The following is a 25,115-nucleotide window of genomic DNA, read 5'->3' on the forward strand; positions in this document are numbered from 1 at the left end:
AATCATCATAAAAGCCAACAAAATGTCAAATCAAGTTAATCGGCAAATGCACCTCAATGCCTTTATCATGGGCACAGGCCAGCATTTAGCCGCCTGGAGGCATCCTTTATCTCAGAGGGATGGCGTATTCTCCATATCGCATTACAAACAAGTTGCGCAAATAGCCGAGAAAGGATTATTTGATGCGCTTTTTTTTGCTGATAACCTCGGGCTTCAGCCTGCACCGCCAGAGAGCCGGGCGCAAAATGCTAATTTTTTTTCACTGGAGCCTATTACCTTGCTGTCCTACCTTTCGGCTGTTACTGAGCATATCGGATTGATATCTACCGTATCTGCATCTTACCTGGAGCCCTTTCATCTTGCCCGAAAGTTCGCCTCGCTTGATCATATCAGCAATGGCCGCGCTGGCTGGAATTTAGTGACATCCGCAACAGATTTTGAGGCACGCAATTTTGCCCTGGACAACCAACGCGATCATTCGCTGCGCTATAGACGGGCGGCAGAGTATGCAAAAATTGTAAAAGGGTTATGGGATAGTTTTGAGGACGACGCCTTTACCTTTAATAAAGAGAGTGCACAATTTTATCAGCCGGATAAACTTCATGAGCTCAATTACAGGGGCGAGCATTTTACCGTAAAAGGGCCGCTGCATATCAGGAGGCCCGTGCAAGGTTACCCGGTAATGGTCCAGGCCGGGTCATCCGAAGATGGGCAGGAGCTGGCCGCCGAAACTGCCGAGGTTGTATTTACAGCCCAACAAACCTTGCAGGATGCCGTTGCCTTTTATCAAGGCCTTAAATCAAGACTGGCCAAATATGGCCGGAGAGAAGACGAACTGCTTATTTTGCCCGGTGTTTACCCTGTGATCGGCAAAACGGAGCAGGAAGCGAAAGCAAAGTACCAGCAGCTTCAGGATTTGATACCCGAGGCCTCCGGGCTCTTGCTGATCCACCATTTTGGATTGGATGTAACCAAATATGGTCCGGATGACCCATTTCCTGAGTTGCCACATTCCGAGGGCTTTCAATCCCGCATTAAGCTTTTATATGAACTCGCTCTCCGCGAAAATTTAACCATACGCCAGGTATTTCAGCGGGTAGCGGGAGGGCGGGGCCACTGGACTATTTTCGGCACACCAGCATCTATTGCCGATCAGCTCGAGGAATGGTTCACAAACTTTGCCGCCGACGGGTTTAACGTGATGCCTCCGCTTTTGCCGTCAGGATTAAGTGAGTTTGTTGAGCAGGTTATTCCCGAATTACAGGGCAGGGGCCTGTTCCGTACAGCTTATGAAGGAAGAACGCTGAGGGAGAATTTGGGACTGAAAAGGCCGCAAAATCAGTATGCCGGCTATACATCCAACACTTTTTAAACAACTTTTACAGATATAAATCAATAAAAAAATGAAGAACAGAATAATTATTGTCTTTGCCATAGCGGGCAGCGGTTTTCTTAACCGGCCCGTATTCAGTCAGAATATTTCGCAGCAGCAGGAGCCGTTTAAGGGCGTGATAGGCAGAACTGTAGCGGAGTCAAAAGCAGCCTGGACAGCACAGATCAAGGCTCCGGCCGGGGCGCCAAACATTGTATGGATACTGCTGGATGATGTTGGCTTTGGAGCTTCAAGTACCTTTGGAGGCCAGATAAGTACGCCCACATTTGATGATTTAGCCAATAACGGCCTAAGGTACACCAATTTTCATACCGCCGGGGTTTGTGCGCCGAGCCGGGCCGCACTGTTAACGGGACGAAATCACCACGATGTTCACATGGGCATGTTTGCACATACTTTTATGACCGGAGGGTTCCCGGGATATGACGGCAGGATACCTTCTGATAAAGGTACTATTGCGGAGATACTCAGGGAAAGCGGTTACAATACCTTTGCCGTGGGCAAATACGGCGTAACACCGGACGAAGACGCAACTGATGCTGGTCCGTTTGACCGCTGGCCATCGGGTAAGGGCTTTGAACATTTTTTTGGTTTCTTAGGTTCGCAAACCGATCAATATAAGCCGGATCTGGTTGAAGATAACGCGCACGTAACGCCCGACGGCAGGCATTTGAACGAACAGATTACCGACAAAGCCATCAGCTTTATAGACAGGCAGCAGAACGCAAAATCAGGTAAACCGTTTTTTCTGTATTACGCGCCCGGCGCAACACATGCTCCCCACCAGGTAGCCACACAGTGGAGCGATGCTTATAAAGGCAAGTTTGACAAAGGCTGGGACGTGTTTAGAGAAGAGGTATTTAAAAAGCAAAAGCAACTTGGCTTAATTCCGGCTAATGGCGTATTACCGGAGCGTAATCCAAATATTAAGGCCTGGGCGTCGCTATCTGCTGATGAGAAGAAACTGTATGCCCGTTTTATGGAAGTTTACGCCGGGTATCTAACTTATACCGATCACGAAATAGGGCGGGTGATCAACCATTTAAAGGAAATTAAACAACTTGATAATACCCTGGTGTTTGTGGTGATTGGTGATAACGGCGCCAGTAAGGAAGGAACCCTCAACGGGGATATCGACAGGGCCTTATTCTCAAAGCCGCTTCCGGAAGAAGAAAACATCAAGTATAATTTAAGCAAAATAGATCAGATAGGTAAACCGGAAGGTACCGAAGTAAATTATCCTTTAGGCTGGGCGCAGGCTGCTAATACACCATTTAAATTCTGGAAAACAGATGCAAACGCAGAGGGCGCAACCAGGAATCCGCTGATTGTATATTACCCGAAAGGGATTAAAGAGAAAGGCGGCATCAGAACCCAGTACGGCCATGTAATAGATCTGCTGCCGACAACCATTGATTATATAGGAATTAAAGCGCCGGAATTTATCCGGGGGATTAAGCAGGATTCCATCCAGGGCACTTCGCTGGTATATTCTTTTGATAATGCCCATGCTCCATCCAAACATACAGAGCAGTTATACTATATTTTTGGGGCACGCGCCATTTACAAAGATGGCTGGAAGGCGGGGCTTCCTTATTCTAAACAATTCTTGAATCTTTATGATCCGGCCTCACTCGTACAGGACGAAAACGCCTGGGAACTATATAATCTGAATAATGACTTTAATGAACGGATCGACCTGGCCAAAAGGTACCCGGAGAAACTGGCCGAATTAAAGGCACTGTTCGAAGAGCAGGCTAAAAAGCATCATCTGTATCCTTTTATCACCTACGACGACCTAGTTAAAGGGAAACTGCGAAAAGATTAATAATTACAATTTACCTGCGGCGAAATGCCACTCCAAGCAACGGTTAGCAGTGCTGTGCTTTAATGCGCCGCAGCTAACTTTAAATAACATATATATGAAATACCTGCAAATTTGTTCACTATTAATTATAGTGATTTTCTTTAGTACCAACCTCAAGGCACAATCTTCTTCAACCAAGCCGACCATTATATTGGTTCATGGTATATGGGCCGACGGCTCCTCCTGGAGCGACGAGATAGCCGCCCTGCAAGCGAAAGGTTACGACGTTGTATCGGTCCAAAATCCTTTAACATCCCTTGCCGATGACGTTGCTGCAACCAAACGCGCGATAGACCGGGCACCGGGAAAAGTGATACTGGTAGCACACTCCTGGGGAGGCTATGTAATTACCCAGGCAGGTAATGATCCAAAGGTGCTTGGCCTGGTTTATATCGCCGCCCTGGTGCCGGAGGTGGGCGAAACACTTCCCGCGCTATCCGGTAATGCCGCAGCGACGGAACTGGTCAGATATGTCAGGCCATTTAATGGTTTTCTGTACCTGTCAAAAGATGGAATTGATCATATTTTCGGCGGAGACCTGACCACTAAACAACAGGGGATTGCTTATGCCACGCAATTGCCCGCCGCCCAATCATTATTCACCGACAAAGTGGAAAACGCGGCCTGGAAAACCAAGCCCAGCTGGTATGTTGTTGCCACCGCTGATAAAGCGATCAATCCGGACCTGGAACGTTTCATGGCCAAAAGGATCAAAGCCAAAACGACGGAAATTGATGCAAGCCACGCGGTAATCCTGTCACATCCGAAAGAGATTACAGACCTGATCGAAGCGGCTGCAGTCTTTCCGTATCAGCAATGATCCATCAAAACGATTACGTTTATTAAGTAGACGATAAGCTTATACCTGTTCGTACTTCAAACAGGGGCATGCTATTTATTGGCATACTGGTCTATGTTTTTAGCGAAAGCATATTAATAAACAAGGGTAAACAATATGCTATTGATCCATAGAATACCGGCGGTAAGCCACGCATTATCGAAAATATATCAACATCATCAACGGCAATCCAGGATTGCCGTTGATGAAATAAACTACCGTGGGGGATATATCCCCGTGAATTTGATAATATCCTCCGGCAGCGGTAGCGCGTACCTTAAATCATTGGGCATTAATTGTAAGCCTGCCCGTTACCGTCTTGGTTAAAGTGATATTGCCCTCTTTTTATGCAGCCTTTTTTAATCTGCTCAGCGCGAGCGGCGCATTAGTAGATCCTTCGACTAAACGGTATTTTAAACCGTTTTTAAGTCAAATTGATATCTGGGAATGATACGAAAATTCAACCAGGCCAAAAATGGAAGGAAGAAATAAAACGGACTATTGGCACAACTAAAGTTGCGATATTATTAGTAAGTATAGATTTTTAGGTTCGGAATTTATAGTGTCTGACGAGTTGCCACCGTTATTAAAAGCAGCAGAGAAAAATGGTGCAGTGATGTTAATAGTTATTCTTTCTGAATTGATAACCAATTCGGTTCTACACAGTCAATCGACAGTATTTGCTCTAATGTTCGTTGATCGATATAAAACAAAAAGCATACTTTCCATTAGAACGAACTGTTCATTAATGAAGTCTTCTAAATAACCGTATCGTCCAATCATTTAAGTATTTGTTTGGTAAAAGGGATGATCTTTGTCCGTTATTACAGATGTAAACTTAGGTAATGTTGCAATTTGTAAAACTGATTATTTTAGCTAAATCCTGATTTTTAAGTTCATTATTTCTAAAAGATATTAGAAATAATTCTGAGGTAATTTTAACGTTGTCATATAAAATATATGGCATCAGTAAAAATATTTCCCAGACTTGATAAAGTAAACAAACAAGGCCAAGTACCTATGTATCTTCGGTTAACAAAGAATCGCAAATCAAAGTACGTAGCACTAGTGTCGCGTCAATTTGATATTGTCGTATATTTATTATACCTTTATCATCCAAAACGGATATGATAAAGTATAGAGTAACGTTAACAGAAGAAGAGCGGGGGCGGCTAAGTGCAATAATCAGCAAGGGTTCTCACAGTGCCCAACAGTATCGCAATGCTTATATTTTATTGAATTGCGATGAAAGTGGACTTGGGGAAAAGATCATCAACGAAGAAGTCAGCCGTGTTTTAAAAGTAAGCATGCGAATGATTGACCGGGTCAAACAGCGTTTTGTTGAAGACGGTTTTGAAGCGTGCCTGGACCGTAAGCCTATAATCAAGACAAAAGCAAAAAAAATAGACGGGGAAGCCGAGGCGCATTTAATAGCATTAAGTTGTGGCAAAGCACCCGAAGGCTTTTCAAAATGGTCGCTACGTTTATTGGCTGATAAAATGGTTGAGTTGAAATATGTAGAAGATATTTCCTATGAAACGATAAGAAAGACGTTAAAAAAAACGAGTTAAAACCCTGGAAAGTAAAAGGCTGGGTAATACCACCGCACCAAAGCAGTGATTTTGTTGCTAATATGGAGCATTTGCTGGATGTATATAAACGACCTTATAGCCAAGAGTTTCCGGTCGTTTGTATGGATGAGTCCCCAAAACAGCTGATTACAGAAACACGGTTGCCCATCCCAATGAAACCCGGACAAGATGCTCGGGAAGATTTTGAATATGCGCGTTGCGGGGTAGCCAATATATTCTTGGCATCAGAGCCATTGAACGGGAAAAGATATGTGGAGGTGACAGAACGGAAAACAAAAACAGACTGGGCAAAATTCATCAAACAAATAGCCGACGATTGGTACCCGAAAGTCACTAAAATAACCTTGGTAATGGATAACCTTGGCACACATAAACCAGCAGCGTTGTACGAGGCCTTTGAGCCGAAAGAAGCCAAACGACTAAGGGACAGGTTTGAATTTGTTTACACCCCAAAGCATGGCAGTTGGTTGAACATGGCAGAAATAGAGTTAAATGTTTTGATGGGACAATGTCTAAACCGAAGGATTGACAATATCAAAAAGATGCAAAAAGAAGTGTTGGCCTGGCAAACCCACCGAAACAATAAAGAAGCTACCATTAACTGGCAATTTACAAATGACGATGCAAGGATTAAACTCAAACACCTTTACCCGACAATTTTAACTTGACGTGACACTAGATGTTTATATTGATCCCAAGAATTGGAATCCGCAAACCGGTAAAATAAAGCCGGGAGCGAAAAACGCCAGCCAGATCAATAGTTTTCTGGCTGTAAAAGAGGCTGAAGCGGAAGCACTCGCTTTGGAAATGGAAAGCAAATCTAAATTCATCACAGCTTATGATATTAAATCGAAGATAATTGGAAAGGCGCCGGAAGACTTCTTTGCATTCGTGGAGATGCATCGTAAAACGTTGTATGAAAACTTAAAGATCGGTTCAATCAGGCGATGCGATGGCGTTGTTGCCAAATTGAAAAGATTCTGCAATGATGAACCTTTATTCTTTGATGAGATTAGCGTAAAATTCATTCAAGATTTCCATCAGCATCTCAGCGATAAACTCCATAACCAAGCCAATACCATTCATTCTAATCTCAAAGTGATCAGAAAAATGGTTATTTATGCCGTCAATGAAGAGATGATGCCTGCGGAAAAGAATCCCTTTAATAAGATCAAACTAAAGGGAGAAAAAACTAAAAGGGCATTTTTGTTGGATGATGAATTAGAAAGATTAGAAAAGCTGGAGCTGGAAGAATTGAGCATGCTTAATCATCATCGAAACCTATATGTTTTTAGTGCTTATTCGGGAGGAGTTCGCATTTCTGATTTGCTAATGATGCGATGGGAGAATTTTGATGGGGAACACTTATTCTTCCAGATCAGAAAAACAAAGGAAGATCTAAGCATAAAGCTACCCAAGAAATCATTAAATCTTTTATCTTTTTACCGCGCATTTGCAAAAAAGAAATCAATTGGAAGCGATATTGAACCCCGATCATTTATTTTTCCACTGTTACGCATTGACAAAGATGAAACTGATGAACTTCGGATATTTAAAGCCATTTCATCCGCTACGGCATATACCAATAAAAACCTGCGACAATTAATTAAACGTGCTAAGATTGATAAGGAGATCTCTTTTCATACCGCCAGGCATAGCTGGGCTGTCAGGGCATTGCAAAAGGGTATGCGTATTGAATATGTATCCAAGCTAATGGGGCACGCATCGGTTAAACAGACGGAAGTCTACGCCAAGATATTGAATATGGAATTGGATAAGGCCATGTCTGTTTTCGATAAAATAGAACGCAAGGGCAGAGCGTGAATGTGTTTATCTATGAATATGGCCAATGCTAAAATGGCATAAATGAATTGTTTATAAAAATTTTCGCCAGGGCCCGGCAGGGATCACCCAAAACAGAATTAGAGCCAAGGGTTCAAATGTTTTACCTATGTTGTACCTGTAACTAAAAACGCCTTGTAAGTAGTTGACTTACAAGGCGTTGCCAAAAAAATCGTGATCCCGCTGGGATTCGAACCCAGGACCCCAACATTAAAAGTGTTATGCTCTACCAGCTGAGCTACGGAATCGTTTACCGTTCTTTTTTTTGGTGGTGCAAATATAGAGCTCTTTGCTATATACTGCAAGTTATTTCTTAATAAATTTTACATAATTAGTTAACCTGCTCAAAAACAGTAAATTTAATTTAAAAATTAACTTAAGCTTCCGTGGGGGGCTATCCTATTACTCAATTTTGCAATTCAGCTGCCCCTAAGTATACATTCGGGCTGTATCTTTTATCCAAAATAGATGTGCGGTGTGTGGTTTAATAGCTAATCAACTTGTGTTAGGGAGCGCGTAGTACTGTTTGATATAGGTCACGCGCTTACTTTTAACCAGCAATTAGGGCAGCTAATCCGTTTTTTTTGCAGTGGCAAATATTATCTATTTAATCACCAATAACAGTTTGTTTTAAAAAAAATAAAACTCTACCTTCATTTTTTTTAAAAATGCAGTGGCTAACCAATCCGTTGCTTAAAAATATCGTAAACCTATCATAACCATTTTTCTGTAAAGCGTAAAGGTTTTACAGGCAACGTAATTGTATGTGTTGCAACGAGTCATTAATCCCCAATAGCGTCCCGGGTATTTTGCCTGATTGTAGTATTTGTGAATTATTAAAAAGGCATCCTGCTGTTCTATGTAAACAAAAGTTTTTCCGCTATTTTACCCGGCAGGTACGGGGCTATGCAACTTTGGTGATAGCACCAGCATATTTAACGCATTATTTATTTTATAAAACAAGCAAATGATAAGAGTTGTTTTTTTGTGGTTTTTATTTTTGCTCTCGCTGCTGGCCGTATTCAAAGCACCGGTTTATTTTTTGTGGCTCGTGTCTGTGATGGTAACTGAGTATCCGTGGGTATTTATATTAGTTAGTCTATTTGTGGTTTTGTGGGGTTTTGGCGTAAAAAAATATCAATGGGCGGGGGCTATACCGGGGATTACCGCGCTGGTGTTATTTTGCTCGCCTGTGGTAAGGGCCTATGGTGTAGCGGGCAATCTTAAACCCGATTTTGAATACGTATTTGGCCCAGGAAGCACGCAGGCCCACAACAGGGCGCTGCGCGAGCCGTTCCGGTTTTTAAAAATGCTTGCTGGCATAGGCGATAAGTCTACACCCTTTAAAACATTTACCTATAGCCCGGAGTATCATTTAACACTTAACTATTACCCCGCCCTTACAGCCGGTAGCAGGCCCTGTGTGGTGGTGGTGCATGGGGGTTCATGGAGTAGCGGCAATAGCAACCAGTTACCCGAGCTCAATACACACTTAACTAAGGCGGGTTACAATGTAGCTGCTATCAATTACAGGCTTGCGCCGCAGTACCAGAACCCTGCGCCAGTTGAAGATGTCAATACGGCGATAATTTATTTGATAAAGCACTCGGGCGAGCTACATGTTGATACCAGTAATTTTGTGCTGTTAGGGCGCTCCGCAGGCGGCCAGGTTGCCTTGTTGGCCGCTTATACCCTGCACCAGCGCGGCTTAAAAGCTGTAATTAGTTATTATGGACCTGCCGACATGGTTTGGGGATATTCAGTTCCGGCCAGCCCTCTGGTGATGGATTCGCGCAAAGTAATGAGCGATTACCTGGGGGGAGGATATGCCTCGGTGCCCCATAATTACGAAGCCAGTTCGCCTATACTGGCTGTAAATAAGCAGTCGGTACCAACGTTGCTTATTCATGGCGAAAACGATGTGCTGGTAGCTTACGAGCATAGCCGCAGGCTTAACAACAAGCTGCAGCAATTAGGTGTTAAACATTTTTTGCTCAGCTTACCCTGGGCCACCCACGGCTGCGATTATACCATAAACGGGCCGAGCGGACAATTGGCAACTTATACCGTAGATCGTTTTTTAAACTACGTAACCAGGTAGGAGGGAGTAGCTTGCAGTGTGTAATTGTTATTTATTGTTTAATAGTCCCCTTTTGTATAAATTTGATTAGATAAAATAGCGACTATGCACGATGGAAAAGCCAAAGCAAACATTCGATGAAGCTGAAATAGCGCTTTTAAAAGAAGGCTTAAAGCGAAGCTATAAAGAGCGTTTTGAAATGGCTACCCGGCTGTATAAAATACAACAGACCATGGCTAAAGCTACTATTGTTCATAAACCATTTATCAAAAAGTAATTTGTGGATATTTTTGATGAAGATATATTAAATTTTTGGAAGGCCCTTCAGGAGCACGGTGTGCTGTACATTATGGTTGGTGGATATGCTATTAACCTTCATGGCTATCAGCGTTTTACCGGAGACTTGGATATATGGATCAACGATACTTTAGAAAATAGGCGACGGCTTCGGAATGCTTTTATAAGTTGTGATATAGGCGACTATCCCATGATAGAATATATGCAATTTATACCTGGCTGGACTGATTTTCATTTAAATAATAGTCTTCGTGTTGATATATTAATTGATATGAAAGGCCTTGAAGGTTATACTTTCGATGAATGTCTGCAAATGGCGTCAATCGCAGATATTGAAAATATCAATATTCCATTTTTGCACATTAACCAACTAATTGAAAATAAGAAAGTTGTTAACAGACCAAAAGATCAGGTAGACGTATTGGCGCTCGAACAAATCAAAAAATTACGAGAAAATTCTTAAGCGCCGTTTGTAGCGCACTCACACTGATTGAAATTATATTTAGAGCGGTATTCAACCCAAAAAGTTAAGCGATTTTGCATGCAAAGACGCAAAACGCTAAGTTTTTATGTCCCGTTCCTTAGCATCGCGTTACTCTTAATAATTTTCATAAGTAATCAAATTTTAAATTAGTGGTGTTGGGGCAGAGACAATTCCCCATATCATATTTTAGAGACCCACTTAAAGCATTTTTATTACGAGTCCATTCGCCCCAATAGACTATGAACCATTAATAACCGGTAGTAGGAGAACTATCAGCATATTGAGCCCTGCCAACAGCGTTGGTAATCAGCTGGTTACTAACTCAATACAAACCGTCATAAACACATCACTCCCCAACAAAAAAAGCCCCGCTCAATAAAGAGCGGGGCTTTCAGAGAGAAAATTATTTAAAACTTATTCTGCTTCTTCTTCAGATGCTTCTGCTTCCTTAGCTGGAGCAGCTGCGGCAGCTGTTGATTTTCTGGCTTTGTTTTCTGCGCCTTCCATTTGCTCTTTTAATTGGGCAAGTACGCTCAGATCACCTAAGGTAGATTTTTCAACAGAGTCTTTCACTTTCTTCACAGCATTGGTGGCAACCTTAGCTTCTTTTTTGCGGTTCTCAAATTCCTGAACCCTTGCTTCGGTACGCGCTTCTTCCCAGATGCGTGCGTGTGAAATAACTATACGTTTGTTTTCTTTGTTAAATTCAATGATCTTGAATTCGCCGGTATCATCGGTTTTTAAGCTCTTACCATCTTCTTTAACCATGTGTTTGGTTGGCACAAAGCCTTCAACACCATATGGTAATGCAACAATGGCGCCCTTATCAGTAACCTTCAATACAGTACCTTCGTGAATTGAATCAATGGTGAAGATAGTTTCGAAAGTATCCCAAGGGTTTTCTTCCAGTTGTTTGTGGCCTAAGCTTAATTTGCGGTTATCAACGTCAAGTTCTAAAACAACCACGTCTAATTTCTCGCCTACCTTGGTAAACTCGTTAGGGTGATTTACTTTTTTAGACCATGATAAGTCGGAGATGTGGATCAAACCATCAATACCATCTTCCAGTTCAACAAACACACCAAAGTTGGTCATGTTTTTAACTGTAGCGATGTGCTGAGTGCCTTGGGCATATTTTTCAGCAGCATGTTGCCATGGATCAGGAGTTAATTGTTTAATACCTAACGACATTTTGCGGTCGTCGCGGTCTAAAGTTAATACTTGTGCCTCAACTTCGTCGCCAACTTTCAAGAACTCTTGTGGGTTACGTAAGTTTTGTGACCATGACATTTCTGATACGTGGATCAAGCCTTCAACACCAGGGATGATTTCAAGGAATGCGCCATAATCCGCAACGGTAACAATTTTACCTTTAACGTGTGAGCCAACCTGGATGTTTTCATCCAGACTTTGCCAAGGGTGAGGGGTTAATTGTTTTAAACCAAGAGCGATACGTTTTTTCTCATCATCAAAGTCCAGAACAACAACGTTGATCTTCTGATCCAATGATAATACTTCTTTCGGATGCTCAATACGGCCCCAAGATATATCAGTAATGTGCAGTAAACCATCAACACCACCCAAATCGATAAATACACCGAAGTCTGTAATGTTTTTAACGGTTCCTTCCAATACCTGGCCTTTTTCCAGTTTGGCAACAATTTCAGTTTTTTGGTTTTCCAAATCGTCTTCAATCAGCACCTTGTGCGATACCACTACGTTTTTAAACTCGTGGTTGATCTTAACAACTTTGAATTCCATGGTTTTACCAACATAAACATCATAATCGCGGATAGGCTTGATGTCAATTTGCGAACCAGGTAAAAAGGCTTCAACGCCCATAATATCTACAATTAAACCACCCTTAGTTCTGCTCTTCACAAAACCGGTGATGATCTCATCGTTATCTAAAGCACTGTTGATACGCTCCCATGATTTTTGAGTTTTAGCGCGCTTACGCGAAAGTACCAACTGTCCGTTAGCATCTTCCTGCGATTCAACAAACACGTCAACCTCATCACCCACCTTTAAATCAGGGGTGTCACGGAATTCAGAAAGAGATACCAAACCATCAGATTTAAAGCCGATGTTTAATACTACATCCTTGTTGTTGATGTTAACTACAACACCACTGATAATTTCACCTTTGTTGATTGAACTGAAAGTTCCATCGTACATTTTTTCTAAGGCTTCGCGATCAGAGTCGCTGTAATTACCAAATTTTTTGTCATCAGCATCCCAATCAAAATCCTCAGGTTTTACCGGGGCGATTGTAGATTTGATTTCTTCGATAGACAATGAATCAGCCTCTGATTCAATGCTTTCTCTTTCTTTAGTCAGGGTATCAACACCTAACTCAGCTTCTTTAGCTTTTAGTTCTTTTTCTGCTTCTTGTTTTTTTGCCATTAAATAATTTGTCTCCTTTTCCCAATTCAATTGGGACTGCAAAGGTATGGATATATTTTTGGTACTAAAAAATATTTTTTATCTTATGGGCTGATTTCTAAGCATTTTTTACAAAAAATATGTTCAGAAGCAGGGCTTAGGCAACACCGATGGAGATTGCCGGTTAGCCCTGAGTATAAATTCCTGGCCCCTGAGTAAAAAAACAACAGAATAGAATTTTGAAATTTCGACCAGGGCCCTTACTCAGGGTTTTTGACTCAAGACGTCCAACTCCTGACTCAAGACTTCCGACTCTGGACTCCCGGCTGACACTAAGGTTAACTTAAATGCTCGGCAATCTCGTCAAAAATCTGCATAAAGCAACCGCTTAACAAGGTGCGGTATTCTAATAAAACATCCGTCATGGTGGCCTCCTGTAGTGGGGTAAAAGGATCTTGCCATATGCGCATACAAATGCGTTTTAAGGCATAAGCTATTTGGCCTGCCTCGGCATAGGTATGGAGGTAGCGGTGTCTTTTAAAATCGACAAAAAATTTAAAAAACCGCTCGGTATCGTTCATGCCGCTGTAATTTAAAAAGCTGCGGAGCGTTTCGGTGTCGGTATCTTCCAGGTGCTGGTAAAAATGGTCTACATTTAAATGGCTAACGGTTATTAATAAATTGTCCAGCACCAGTTCCAGCGCAACGTGTCCTAAAAAAAAGGGCTTTACTACCGAGCCCACCATGGCGGGTTTTAAAACCAGTTTAAGCTGATGCGAGTGATAAGCGAAAAACTCCGAAGAGTGGAAATACCTATCAACTTCGAGATGTTTTTTCCAGCCCTGTAAAATAGAATTAACCTGCGCGTTGGGGTGTGCGGTCAGTTTTTCGGGATGGATGTTGATGGTTTTATCGGCGTTTTTGAGCAGGTCGGGCAATACGGTTCCTGTAACATGGTAAGAATCAGTTGAGTATCGGTCGAAATAAAAATGCGATAAAAAATTCATAAACGTATATGGTGCCCAGGGGCGATGTTTGTAATATACGGAAAATATTTGACTAAGATTACAATCGGCTTCAACATGCTTTTTTGAGTGATTCTCCTATCTTTGCGCTTTTCTGAATAAAACTTGTGATATGAATTTTGTTGAAGAATTACGCTGGAGAGGTATTTTGCATGATATTATGCCCGGTACCGAAGAACTTTTGAATAAAGGGATGGTTTCGGGATACATCGGTTTTGATCCTACTTCGGATTCGCTGCACGTAGGCAGCCTGGCCCAGATCATGACGCTGATCCACTTTCAGCGTGCCGGCCATAAGCCCTTTGCGTTGGTTGGGGGTGCTACCGGTATGGTTGGCGATCCGTCGGGCAAATCCGCCGAGCGTAATTTATTATCCGAAGATGCCCTGCAAAAAAACCTGGCAGGCATACAAGCGCAGTTAGAAAAATTCCTGGATTTTGATTGCGGCCAAAATAGCGCCGAAATGGTAAATAACTACGATTGGTTTAAGGATTTTACCTTCCTGGATTTTATCCGCGATGTAGGCAAGCACATCACCGTGAACTATATGATGGCCAAGGATTCGGTAAAAAAACGGCTGGAGGGCGAAACCGGCATGTCGTTCACCGAGTTTAGCTACCAGTTGGTTCAGGGTTACGATTTTTACTACCTCTGGAAAAATAAAAACTGTATGCTGCAAATGGGCGGCTCAGACCAATGGGGCAATATTGTAACAGGTACCGAGTTTATCCGGCGTAAAAGTGCGGGTGAGGCATTTGCCTTAACAACCCAGTTGATAAAAAAGGCCGATGGCAGTAAATTCGGCAAAAGCGAGGGTGGCAATATCTGGCTCGATGCCGATAAAACATCGCCATACCAGTTTTACCAGTTTTGGCTCAACGCCAGCGACGAGGATGCCAAAAGCTACATCAGGATATTTACCCTGTTTGATCAGCAAACCATTGAAGCTTTAGAAACCGAGCATTTTGCCGCGCCACATTTACGCGTGTTGCAAAAAGCGCTGGCAAAAGATATTACGATACGTGTACATGGCGAACATGAATATGAGAAGGCCATCAAATCGTCGGAGTTTTTGTTCGGTAATACAGGCATCGAATTTTTAAATGAATTAAGCGATAAGGAGGTGCTTGCCTTGTTTAGCGGCGTGCCTAATTTTACTATTGCCCGTGCCGATTTTGGATCGGGTGTAAACGTGGTTGATCTGCTTGCTGCCCAATCTGCTGTATTCCCTTCCAAAGGCGAAGCCAAAAAAATGATCCAAAGTGGTGGGGTAGCTATCAATAAATTAAAGGTGGCTTCTGTTGATGAGGTTTATAGTGATGCACAGTTAATCAACAATAAATTCCTGGTAGCCCAAAAAGGGAAGAAAAATTATTTTTTGATTGTGGTTGAATAACCATTTTTAGCGGGGGGGGATTTCTAATTTCCCCCGCTAAAAAAAATATGTCATTTCGACGAGGTACGAGGAGGAAACGTCTGCGAGGGACCGGTGTACCGCATACTTATCGCATGCAGAAGACCCCTCCCTCTGGTCTGGATGACATAGTTTGAGAGCGGCGTCAAATCATAATAAAATGTCATTTCCTTTGGTCTAAAGATAATAATTAATAGCAATTGTTATTGTTGAAAACGGGGGTGCAGGGGGGTGTTAAAAACTAAAGAGTTTGTGGATAAGTTATAAAAAAGGCAGGGTGAACTTTTGTCATTCCTGGTTTTTAGAACCAATCGTCGTATTAGTTCCCTGCCTTTTTAAGATTGCCCAAGGCCCAGCTAGAATAATTCCATTGATTTATCAAAGGTGATTGGCAAAAGGCAATTAAATTAATTGATCAAAACACAAACGTATGAAAACATGGAATGTTGTTTTAGGTGTCGATGTATCAAAAAAGACGGTCGATATCTGTTGGTCGGAGCGTAAGCTGTTCGTTCACATCGATAACAATAGTGAAGGATTCGGCAAGTTTAAAAAATGGTGCAAAACCAACCTGATCGATTTACGGGAAACGTTTATCGTACTGGAATATACCGGCGGTTATGAATACCGTTTCATCCAGTTTTGCGAGTCACAGTCTATAGCTTATCGGCGGGTGCCTGGACTAGAGATTAAGCAATCGATGGGTATGATCAGGGGCAAAAGCGATAGGGCCGACGCATTCCGGATCGGTCAGTATGGAGAAGATAAGATCAAGCGTCTTGAACCATCTAAGTTGTTGGATAATAAAATCTTAGAGCTTAAGACCTTGCTTTCATTCCGTAAACGATTGGTACGGGAAAGTGCTGGATATCAGAGCTCTGTTGGTGAGCGGAAACATATGTATGAGGTAAGTAACCAGGATATGATCGTCCGTATATCTAACGAAAAAAGAGATGCCAATTCGGAATATATCAAGGAGCTAGAATCGCGGATCATGGAACTGATCAAAAGCAATGAGCAGATGTATCTGAATTACCGGATCATCACCAGCATTAAAGGCATAGGCGCAGTGAATGGTTGGATGACCATAGCCTACACGGAGAATTTTACAAGCTTTCCTGACGCGAGGCACTATGCTGTATATGTAGGGGTGATTCCCTTTGAGCATACCTCGGGAACAAGTAAAAAAGGACGAAGGCGAACAAGCAACCTAGCGCAAAAGGAATTGAAACAGGAACTTAACCAGGCAGCTAAAACAGCTATGCAGCATGACCCCGAAATCAGGGCATACGCAGAGCGCAAGATGCAGAATAAAGAATATGGGTTGGTGCTAAACAATATAAAATTCAAACTGATACTACGAATGTTCTCCTTAGTGAAAAGGGGAGAAATGTATGTTGAAAACTATCGAAGGTCAGCTTAAAATATCTTTTTTAAATTAAATTTGGAATTGTTCGAAACCTAGAATACGACGAGGTACGAGGAGAAATCTTTTGCGAGCGACTGGCCTACCGCATACTTATCACGCGCAGTAATCTGCTTATGATTGGTTTACTGAAACTTACCTTGTGCAAAAAATCTCTCCATCCTGTCGGGATGATAAACGCTTTTCGGGTTGAAATAACCTTTACCATCCCCGGATCCGCGTGATTTAAAAATCACTTAGCAAATCCATTTTCTTTTTGTTGTATTCGTCCTGCGTAATCAAACCATGATCAAACAAGGTCTTCAATTTCTTTAGCTTTTCTGTCAGTTCATCTGGTTTAGGGGCAGGCTCTGGCGCTGCTGTAACAGGCGGCGGAGTAGGGATAGGCGGCGGTAACTGTATTGCTGGGGCAGTCTGAACAGGTTCGGTAGCAGGTGCTATAGGCGCAACTGGTGTTGGAAAAGCCGGCGTAACAGGTCCGTCAAAATGCATAGAGCCCGATTCGGCACGTTTTTCTTCCAGGTCGCGTAAGCGGCGGGCTTCGCGTTCAACTTCTTTGCGCTCCTGCGCGTATTGGTATAATTTACGGGCTTGTACTTTGGGCAGATAATCAACCCCCATTTCGGCACCGTTAGTGGTTTTAACGCTGAAAACGCCGCCTAAAAATTCTTCTTTAATTTGTACGTCAACAATATCCTTCCATACAAAATCAACAAACTTCATAGAAAATCCGAGGTTGCCTGGCGAAAAAAACAAAACGCGTTTGTTGGTTAATGCGATAGAATCGGGCATCAGGTTAACAATCGGCTTTTTTTGTATCGCTATGTATAAAATTTCCTCTCCGGTGGTTAACAGATCAACCATGCGCGAGTAAACCTTTTCTAAAGTTGCAGGATCCTGCTGGTCATTTAAAAATTTGTCGATCATTATTTTGATGATTATATTTTTTCGAGGCAAAAATAATAATATTCTGTTAGTTAGCTTTACTTTATTAACCGATTAAAAGGTTGCAGCCGCGGATGTCCGAATTATCAAAACGGCCCAGCACCTCAAACGTGCCATCAGCTTGTACGCGGCCCAAATCCTGCGTAGCCAGGAAGGAGCAGGAGTTGATATTAGCCAGATCGATGATGTTAATTCCGCCGGTAATACCTTCAGGCAGGTTGGTAAAGGGATCGTTGGTATCCCTGATCATGATCTTCATCCAGGGTGGGCAGGCAAAAATACCTTCACCGTTAGAGTAGGCTTGTGACAGTAACTCCGTCATGCCGTATTCCGAGTGAATCATATCCACACCAAAACCATTACTCAAAGCATGGTGCAGTTCCTCGCGGATCATCTCTTTACGGCGGCCCTTCATCCCGCCTGTTTCCATCACAATCAACTCCGGGAAATGGATGGCATAGTGTTCAATAAAATCCAACAGGGCAAAGGTGACACCTATTAATAAAGTAGGCTTGCCTGCCTCGCGTTGTTTAACCAACTGGTTGTAAAGCTCCTGGTGGTTATACAAATAAAAGCCGCTATCCGGATTGTTGGATTGCCTGATCAAATCGGCAGCCATGTAAATCAGCGATGATCCTTCGCGTTCCAGGTAGGAGGGGAGCAGTGCCAGAACCGTGTAGGAGGCAATATCGCCATAAAACAAAGCAAACGCTTTTCTGAAACTGTCTTCGTACCAGCTTACATCGCTTACCAGATGGCTGCTCGTAATCATGCCCGTAGTGCCCGAACTGGTGAACGTAACCTGGGCCGGGGCATTGGTGCTTAAAACCGGGTGTGATTTAAAAAACTCGATAGGCAAAAATGGGATCTGGCTGATATGATGCACCGCGTTAATATCAGTCCCCAAGCCGGTTAAAAAGCGATTATAAACCGCACAGTTAATGGCCTGGTGCCTAAAAACCTGCAACGCAACCGCATGAAGCTGATTATTGTTGCTGATGGAAAATACCTGCTGCTTATCCGGTTGGCTCATTAGGGCAAAGATAAAAATCGATTTTGATTTATATGAGTCCATAGTTAATGGTATCATGAAACGCTCTCTAAGCTAAGCACATTGCGGTAAACCTTTATATGGGCATTCTGGCGGACCCGCCTATAGCGTTCAGCTTTGTCAACTTTTTAAAAGTTGACAAAGCTTGTAAAGTTTATACAAACTTTCCCCTGCTAATTTCCGAACAAAAAACGGCATTCGCGATAGCCACATTTAACGATTCTGCTTTACCCAGCAGGGGTATAGTTACCGGTTTTTGTATCAGGGCCTGTATTTCGGGGCGGATGCCGTTCCCTTCGTTACCCAGCACAATGAGGCCTTGACTTCCAAAATTGGTTTGGTAAATGTTTTCGCCATCCAGTAAGGCACCAAATACAGGCAGTTTGGTGTTAGTAATTAACTGGGCCAGGTTAACATAATGAACGTGGATCCGCGCGAGCGAGCCCATAGTAGCCTGTACTACCTTGGCATTGTAAGCGTCAACCGTATCTTCGGAGCAGATGATGTTTTGGATGCCAAACCAGTCGGCCGTACGGATAATGGTACCTAAATTTCCCGGATCCTGGATGCCATCCAACACAATAGAAAAACTTTGTTGTAATATTTTTGTTTCAAGTACAGGCCAGGTTGGTATTTTTATTAAGGCAATTACTTCCTGTGGTGTGGTTAAACTGCTAAATTTGGCCAGGTCTGTTGCCGGACATTCTATAAAATTTATTTTTTGTGATAAATTCAGCAATTTTGGGACGAAGGAAGGTGTATGGTAAATGGTTTCAATTTTATAGTCGGAATTAATAAATTCCGTTATTGATTTGATACCTTCGGCCAAAAACAGACCATGCGTTTTCCTGATCTTTTTTTGTTGTAAGGATTTTAATAAACTGATTTGAGACTTTGAAAGCATATACCCGATCTGATAATTACAGCCTTACAATTTTAAGTATTATTATTCTTTTTCTGGCCTCGGGATGTAGTTTAACCCGCGGTATCCGCAAAGATCAGTCGCTGGTGCGTACCATCACCCTTAAAGGTATTGATAAACAGTATAGTTTGGTTGCACTTAATTATGTGGATAAAGAGCAGCAACCTAATAACTGGCTCAACCTGCAGCTCTATTATTTGCTAAGCAAGCACGGAAAAAGAGACATTGGTGAGGCGCCAAGGATATTAGATAGCAACCTGGTTGAATTTTCGCGATTGCAAATAGAACGCTTTTTGCAAAACAAAGGCTTTGTAAAAGCGAAGGTTGATTATGCCATCAAAATAAAGAAACGGAAGGCCGAGCTGATTTTTACCGCCAACGAAGGTCCTTTATTCCGGATCCGTAAATTTCAGGATAGCATTCAGGATGTCAAGGTGCGTAACCTTTACAGGGAAAAACGTAAAGACTTTAGCCACGTGCAGCCCGGCAAGGCTTTCGATCTGGATAGTTTGGCTTATGATCGCGACCAGATTTTCCAGATGATGAAGCGCAACGGTTATTATGATTTTTACCGGCAGTACATCACCTACGATTATGATACCGTATTTAACAGCAGTGTTGCCGATATCAAGATGATTATTGCCAACCCGCCCGGCAAAAAAGAGCACGCGCAATTTACCATCAATAATACCCTGATCACTATTTTCCGGAGCAACGGGCGTACCTACAACCGTGCGGACTCCATCAAAATGGTGGCCCAGCATAAAATACCAGGTAAGGCGGATACACTACAGGTTGATTCGGAATTCAGATTTGTTGATTACTCTAATAAATTTAAGCCTAAAGCCGTTGTTGGCTATATTTTTCAGCACAAGGGCGATATGTACAATATCGACAGGCAAAACCTTACCACTACGAGGCTTTCTGAGCTAAACGTATTTAGGAATGTACCCAACCCCAGCTACGTTAAAACGGCAGATAGTACCAACCGGCTGGATAGCAAGATCGATATCATCCCGCTAAAGCACATGACTGACCGCGTTGAAGGTGAGTTTATTTTTAACGGGGGCCGTAGCGGTTTTAATGTGGGCAATACTTTTACCGACCGTAACTTGTTTAAAGGAGCCGAAATTTTGCAGCTCAAATTAAACTGGAGCGTGTTGTTTGATAATTCAACCGGAGCCATCGGCTCGAGCGCTATCCAAAACCAGGATGTGCGTATAGGTTTAAATTTGATTTATCCGCGCATTATTTCACCTTTTAACTTCCCAATGCCCGGGCAATACGGTGTGCCACATACCACCTTCTCATCAACCTATCAGCTGTATTTTCAAAAAGGGCTGGTATCGCGCAAAAGCCTCATCAACTCCTTAACTTACGATTGGGCCGAAACGAGCCAAAAACTACATACCCTGACGCCGTTTAATATCGAGTTTTCTGAGGGGATTATTGACCCTGGAGCCAAATCGCAATTGATTGATCAGGATCGGTACTCCTATGTTTACCTGATTGGCCGTAAAATATTTACATCGGGCAGCCAATACACCTACCAGGTAAATGCCAATAAGCTATTTACTTATGGTACGTTTACCTATTTTCGTGGCACGGTAGATGTTGGCGGCAATACGTTGAGCCTGCTTACGAAACTGCTTAATACCCCACGCGATACCCTGGGCCAGCATACCCTATTTGGCCAAACCTTTGCACAATATTCAAAATTTGAAACCGATTTCCGGTTCTACAAAAATCTGGGGGGGGAGCGGATGCTTGTTTTTCGCTTCAGCCCAGGCATAGGCATACCTTACGGTAATAGCAGTCAGCTTATTTTCGAGAAAAACTTTTATGGGGGCGGCGCTAACGATATCCGGGCATGGTTACCGCGTACTTTAGGACCCGGCCAGTTTAACAGGGCGGTATATGGCCCTGCCGATAGTTTGAAATCGCAAACCCTGAGAGACAGATTGAAATATCTGGATCAGTTTGGCGAAATAAAGATTGTAGGCAATATTGAATACCGCTATCCGCTGGTAGCTAATTTTTTTGGCTCCAAACTAAACGGCGCTATTTTTACTGATTTTGGTAACGTTTGGCGGTTAAAGCCTGAAACCGATAGCCCCAACGGAACTTTTAACGTGAATAACATTTTTCAATCAACGGCAATAGGTGTTGGCACAGGCTTGAGGTTCGATCTGGGATTTTTTGTTTTCCGCCTGGATGCCGCCTTTAAATTTAAAGATCCCCAATTTAACGGGAGCGACCAATGGGTATTCACCAAACACTTTAACGAGCTCTTCCGCGCCGGACCTTTTAAACATACCTATGAGCAAACTAACGGCGAAAGTTACAACTTTATGCAACTCAACTTTGGTATAGGGCTGCCGTTTTAGGGATGCTGTTGTGTTTTGAGTTGGAAAGTTGTAAGGTTGGAAAGTTGGAATGTTATTTGGTTATTGAGTTGTAAGATTGCATTTTCGATTGAGATGCCATTGAGGGTTGGGAGGCAATATGTTGATTAGTAGTATATTATTTTTTAAGGATATGAGGCGTAATTTAGATCTATGCTGCTATCCCTCCCGCATTCTTATTCCCCTTCAGGGGGGTAGGGCGCTGTAATTTAGATCTATGCTGCATATCCCTCCCGCATTCTTATTCCCCCTTCAGGGCATAGCCTTCAGGGGGTTAGGGCGCAAACATGTGCTTTAAGCCATCAATTACAGTTTCAAAAAACGAGGGGATACTAAGGCCGTTGCTGTGGTTAAAGTAAACAAATAGGCATAGCAATATGGCGGCTATAATAATAAAGCGCTTAAACATGTAACCCAGTAATACCAGTATCACAGGTATGGCAAAAAGCACAATCCAGTTGATGTGGATGGGGATGAGCTTGGCATCGCTTTTATATACGTAAAATAAGGTAGAGTGCGAACCAATTTCGTTTTCGTGTTTAATGAGCATAAAGCTCGATTTTGCTATCTTATGATGGTAAAACGCAGTACCGTGTTCAAATTTCAGCGTTTCCTGGAAGCCATTTACGGTGAATAAAAAATCGCCATTCACATTCTCCTGTATTACCCCAGCCGTATCGGTGGCTACAATGGCCACCTCGTTTGTACCAAAGGGATTATCTTTTACTACAAAATTTTTAATGAGTATACCATCAGCAAAGGCAGCGGTAAAGCATATCAAACACATTACTACTGCAACCAGGGCAACTTTTATAAGCTTATTCATTGAGGGCTCGTTTGTTAAAAATTAAAAATCCGGCATGGAACATCACACCATACCGCTTTTGGTCATCGTCGTAATAATTAAAGCTAAGGCCGATAGGCCCCACAAAACTCTGGTAAACAAGACCGGTGCTACCAGCAAATTTACGTACCCCAAGTATATTGGTATAACTGGCATCTTCCAAATTATCGCGCCTAATTCCGCGTACCGGGATAAATAGGTAACCATCAGTACGCCATTCCAGGTTCTTTTTAAGTGTAACTACGCTTTTGAGTCCGCCAGCTGCGTAACTTGGTGCTCTAAAGTTAGTTAAAATTAATGTGCGCGAATCCTGCAAGGGGTAAAAACCCGGCGAGCTGAGTACCGATTCCTCATAAGTTCTGAACAAGGGTTTGTTACTTAAAACGCCCTCTACCAAATAGCCCAGGCTTAAGTGTTTTTGAGTGAAAAAATAGTTCTCCTGACTTAATTTGGCCGCAAACCATTGCCTGATGGTGTTAAACTGGCCTATGGCATGGTAGCCGGGTGTGTTTTGCAGCACGTTACCATTGTCATAATACTCCCGGCCGTTATAATATTGCAGGCCCAGATAATAATGATTGCCCTTGCTGGCATACTGCTTACGGTTAAGGGAGTTTTTTTCGATGGCGATAGAAGCCTTAAAGGCGGTAAAACGGCTCACATCCAGCGTATCGCCGTTTTGATAGGTATCGTTGGGGCTGTATTCGTCGCCGGTGTTGATATACCCCGCTTGTAGCTCCAGCTTACCGTTATTGGCAACCGGAATGCCCGCCTTGATCATGATTTTCCTGTCAGACTGGGCTATATAAAGTGGGTTGGTCCGCTCAACGGAGATCTGGTTATTGTTAAAGTAATTCCAGTAATTGTAGGCAAATTCGCCTTCCAGGTAAAACGGCAAGCGGGTAGGGAAGTCGGATCGTAAAGTACCCTGTGCCGATTCGTAAAACCGCCCAGAATACAGGTTTAATGTCGCTGTAAACGAGTTTCGGTTGATGTAATCATATTGCAAGCCAAGGTGAGCCGTACTGATGGGCCTGCTGGAAATCATCCCGCCAATATCGGCCCTGAAATTTTTGCTCGATTTAATATCTATCCCAAAATCATAACTGTTACTTTGAGGATGATAGATAACACGTGGGTAAACCGTTTCAAAATTATCGTTTGTTACTAACCGGTAATAACCTTCTTTAACATCTTTCAGGCTAAGCGGCTTGTTTTCGTCCTTCCGGAAAATACCTTCTATATAACGCTGTTGTTGAAAATTTGCACCGGTGATAATAATGTTGTTAAATACGATAGGGGCTTGTGTTTGATGGAATTTCTCCCTGCGTTTTTTAAGGCCGTCCGAATCTGTCCGGGCAGCAATATCAGCTTTAATGCGTGGCATATCGGCCATGGTGGCATCATACCCGGCTTTAATCATCTGTGCTACAGGTGCAAAGTTAGTGCTGCTGAAATTTTGCAGGTTGGGCTGTATGTAAATGCCGTTTTTGCCGATGCTGGTACTATCCGAATTGGAGAGAAACATGTAGATAAGCGAGCGGCCCATGAGTTTTTCGTCATCTTTAGGATAATCTTTGAAGGTTTTGGATGATACATTGGCACCTATGATGTAGTCGGGTTTAAAGTCGCGCTTCATCACATCCACCGGGAAGTTGTTATAAAGGCCTCCATCAAAAACGTAGCGCCCGTCAACCTTAACAGGGCGGTATACCAAAGGTACGGTGATGGTGCCGCGTATAGCTTCGGCTAAACTTCCATGATCTACATCGATGGCCTTCTGCGAAAATACATCCGCCACAATGCATCTAAACGGTACAAACAGGTGATTAAAATCATTATGGGCATTTACAGTCGGTTGGGTATACAACTCTATCAGCGCGAAATTTAAAGGGATATCGTTAACCAGCGTTGAGCGGAAACGTGCCTGGAACCCGGTATCAATTTCAAGCTTTAAAGATAGAAACGATGGGTTGTCGGGTTTTTTTTGGAAGAAGTAACGGTAGTCGCTGTCGAATTTGCCACTCACCCAATCCTGAAAATTGGTTGAAACTGCTATGCGCTCAATTTCCTGCGGAGTATAACCGGCTGCGTACATGGCCCCAACCACGCCACCCATTGAGGTGCCCACAATGTAATCAATTGGGATATTGTTCTCTTCCAGGGCTTTTAAAACGCCGATATGGGCCAATCCTTTGGCCCCGCCACCGCTAAAAACAACACCCACCTTTTGGGCAGTACCGTTAAGATAAATAAAGAATAATAAAATGAGGAGCTGTATTTTTTTCATTAATCCTTACAATAG

Annotated in this window: 18 protein-coding genes and 1 tRNA gene; 11 read left to right on the top strand and 8 right to left on the bottom strand. The window is 42.8% G+C overall.

Features of this window, described 5'->3' with window-relative positions:
- Positions 1-22 precede the first annotated feature (22 nt).
- The 5 genes from MUCPA_RS23915 (at position 23) to MUCPA_RS23940 (ending at position 7,514) form a co-directional block, all read left to right on the top strand.
- Positions 23-1,372, top strand: a complete 1,350-nt coding sequence (locus MUCPA_RS23915) for an LLM class flavin-dependent oxidoreductase (RefSeq protein WP_008509888.1) — start codon at positions 23-25, stop codon at positions 1,370-1,372.
- Between the two features lie 31 nt (positions 1,373-1,403).
- On the top strand, positions 1,404-3,221 hold the full coding sequence (locus tag MUCPA_RS23920; RefSeq protein ID WP_008509891.1) for an arylsulfatase: 1,818 nt from the start codon (positions 1,404-1,406) through the stop codon (positions 3,219-3,221).
- Between the two features lie 94 nt (positions 3,222-3,315).
- Positions 3,316-4,080, top strand: coding sequence for an alpha/beta hydrolase (locus tag MUCPA_RS23925; protein ID WP_008509892.1), 765 nt, complete (start codon positions 3,316-3,318; stop codon positions 4,078-4,080).
- A 1,145-nt stretch (positions 4,081-5,225) separates the two neighbouring features.
- Positions 5,226-6,358 (top strand): IS630 family transposase gene (locus tag MUCPA_RS37200; RefSeq protein WP_085983326.1). Its coding sequence is split into 2 segments (ribosomal slippage): positions 5,226-5,652 and positions 5,652-6,358, totalling 1,134 coding nucleotides; the frame shifts between segments, so codons are not numbered across the junction.
- Between the two features lies 1 nt (position 6,359).
- Complete coding sequence (locus MUCPA_RS23940; RefSeq protein WP_008509898.1) at positions 6,360-7,514, top strand: tyrosine-type recombinase/integrase; 1,155 nt, start codon at positions 6,360-6,362, stop codon at positions 7,512-7,514.
- A 193-nt stretch (positions 7,515-7,707) separates the two neighbouring features.
- On the opposite strand, the gene MUCPA_RS23945 is transcribed toward MUCPA_RS23940, so the two are convergent.
- Positions 7,708-7,780, bottom strand: a tRNA-Lys gene (locus tag MUCPA_RS23945).
- 719 nt (positions 7,781-8,499) lie between these two features.
- Here MUCPA_RS23945 and MUCPA_RS23955 point away from each other — a divergent pair.
- The 3 genes from MUCPA_RS23955 (at position 8,500) to MUCPA_RS23960 (ending at position 10,372) form a co-directional block, all read left to right on the top strand.
- Positions 8,500-9,633: an alpha/beta hydrolase gene (locus MUCPA_RS23955; protein WP_008509900.1), complete on the top strand. Its 1,134-nt coding sequence runs from the start codon at positions 8,500-8,502 to the stop codon at positions 9,631-9,633.
- Positions 9,634-9,724: 91 nt separating this feature from the next.
- Positions 9,725-9,889, top strand: coding sequence for a hypothetical protein (locus MUCPA_RS37885; RefSeq protein WP_008509902.1), 165 nt, complete (start codon positions 9,725-9,727; stop codon positions 9,887-9,889).
- Between the two features lie 3 nt (positions 9,890-9,892).
- A complete protein-coding gene (locus tag MUCPA_RS23960) occupies positions 9,893-10,372 on the top strand; it encodes a hypothetical protein (protein WP_008509904.1) in 480 nt (159 codons plus the stop codon).
- Positions 10,373-10,807: 435 nt separating this feature from the next.
- On the opposite strand, the gene rpsA is transcribed toward MUCPA_RS23960, so the two are convergent.
- The gene (rpsA, locus tag MUCPA_RS23965) at positions 10,808-12,799 is read right to left on the bottom strand and encodes a 30S ribosomal protein S1 (RefSeq protein WP_050982151.1); all 1,992 of its coding nucleotides are present in this window, start codon (positions 12,797-12,799) and stop codon (positions 10,808-10,810) included.
- Positions 12,800-13,116: 317 nt separating this feature from the next.
- The gene (locus MUCPA_RS23970; RefSeq protein ID WP_008509907.1) at positions 13,117-13,785 is read right to left on the bottom strand and encodes a hypothetical protein; all 669 of its coding nucleotides are present in this window, start codon (positions 13,783-13,785) and stop codon (positions 13,117-13,119) included.
- Between the two features lie 130 nt (positions 13,786-13,915).
- Here MUCPA_RS23970 and tyrS point away from each other — a divergent pair, with 130 nt between their 5' ends.
- Entirely contained in the window at positions 13,916-15,199 is a 1,284-nt protein-coding gene (gene tyrS / locus MUCPA_RS23975; protein ID WP_008509909.1) for a tyrosine--tRNA ligase, read from the top strand.
- Between the two features lie 448 nt (positions 15,200-15,647).
- On the top strand, positions 15,648-16,640 hold the full coding sequence (locus MUCPA_RS23980; protein WP_008505051.1) for an IS110 family transposase: 993 nt from the start codon (positions 15,648-15,650) through the stop codon (positions 16,638-16,640).
- 228 nt (positions 16,641-16,868) lie between these two features.
- On the opposite strand, the gene MUCPA_RS23985 is transcribed toward MUCPA_RS23980, so the two are convergent.
- The 3 genes from MUCPA_RS23985 to MUCPA_RS23995 form a co-directional block, all read right to left on the bottom strand.
- On the bottom strand, positions 16,869-17,570 hold the full coding sequence (locus tag MUCPA_RS23985; RefSeq protein ID WP_008509911.1) for a PH domain-containing protein: 702 nt from the start codon (positions 17,568-17,570) through the stop codon (positions 16,869-16,871).
- Between the two features lie 64 nt (positions 17,571-17,634).
- A complete protein-coding gene (locus MUCPA_RS23990) occupies positions 17,635-18,621 on the bottom strand; it encodes an acyltransferase (protein ID WP_008509912.1) in 987 nt (328 codons plus the stop codon).
- 172 nt (positions 18,622-18,793) lie between these two features.
- On the bottom strand, positions 18,794-19,543 hold the full coding sequence (locus MUCPA_RS23995; protein ID WP_008509913.1) for a TrmH family RNA methyltransferase: 750 nt from the start codon (positions 19,541-19,543) through the stop codon (positions 18,794-18,796).
- On the opposite strand from MUCPA_RS23995, the gene tamL reads away from it, so the two are divergent.
- A complete protein-coding gene (gene tamL / locus MUCPA_RS24000; RefSeq protein WP_040626357.1) occupies positions 19,534-21,948 on the top strand; it encodes a translocation and assembly module lipoprotein TamL in 2,415 nt (804 codons plus the stop codon). The two genes, MUCPA_RS23995 and tamL, sit on opposite strands and share 10 nt — an antisense overlap.
- A gap of 292 nt (positions 21,949-22,240) precedes the next feature.
- Here tamL and MUCPA_RS24005 read toward each other — a convergent pair whose 3' ends face one another.
- Together MUCPA_RS24005 and MUCPA_RS24010 are read right to left on the bottom strand one after the other, a co-directional pair.
- Positions 22,241-22,792, bottom strand: coding sequence for a hypothetical protein (locus MUCPA_RS24005; protein WP_008509915.1), 552 nt, complete (start codon positions 22,790-22,792; stop codon positions 22,241-22,243).
- A complete protein-coding gene (locus tag MUCPA_RS24010) occupies positions 22,785-25,100 on the bottom strand; it encodes a patatin-like phospholipase family protein (protein ID WP_008509917.1) in 2,316 nt (771 codons plus the stop codon). Before MUCPA_RS24010 ends, MUCPA_RS24005 begins: the two co-directional genes overlap by 8 nt.
- Positions 25,101-25,115: the final 15 nt, after the last annotated feature.

This window comes from Mucilaginibacter paludis DSM 18603 (assembly GCF_000166195.2).
Classification (GTDB): Bacteria; Bacteroidota; Bacteroidia; order Sphingobacteriales; family Sphingobacteriaceae; genus Mucilaginibacter; species Mucilaginibacter paludis.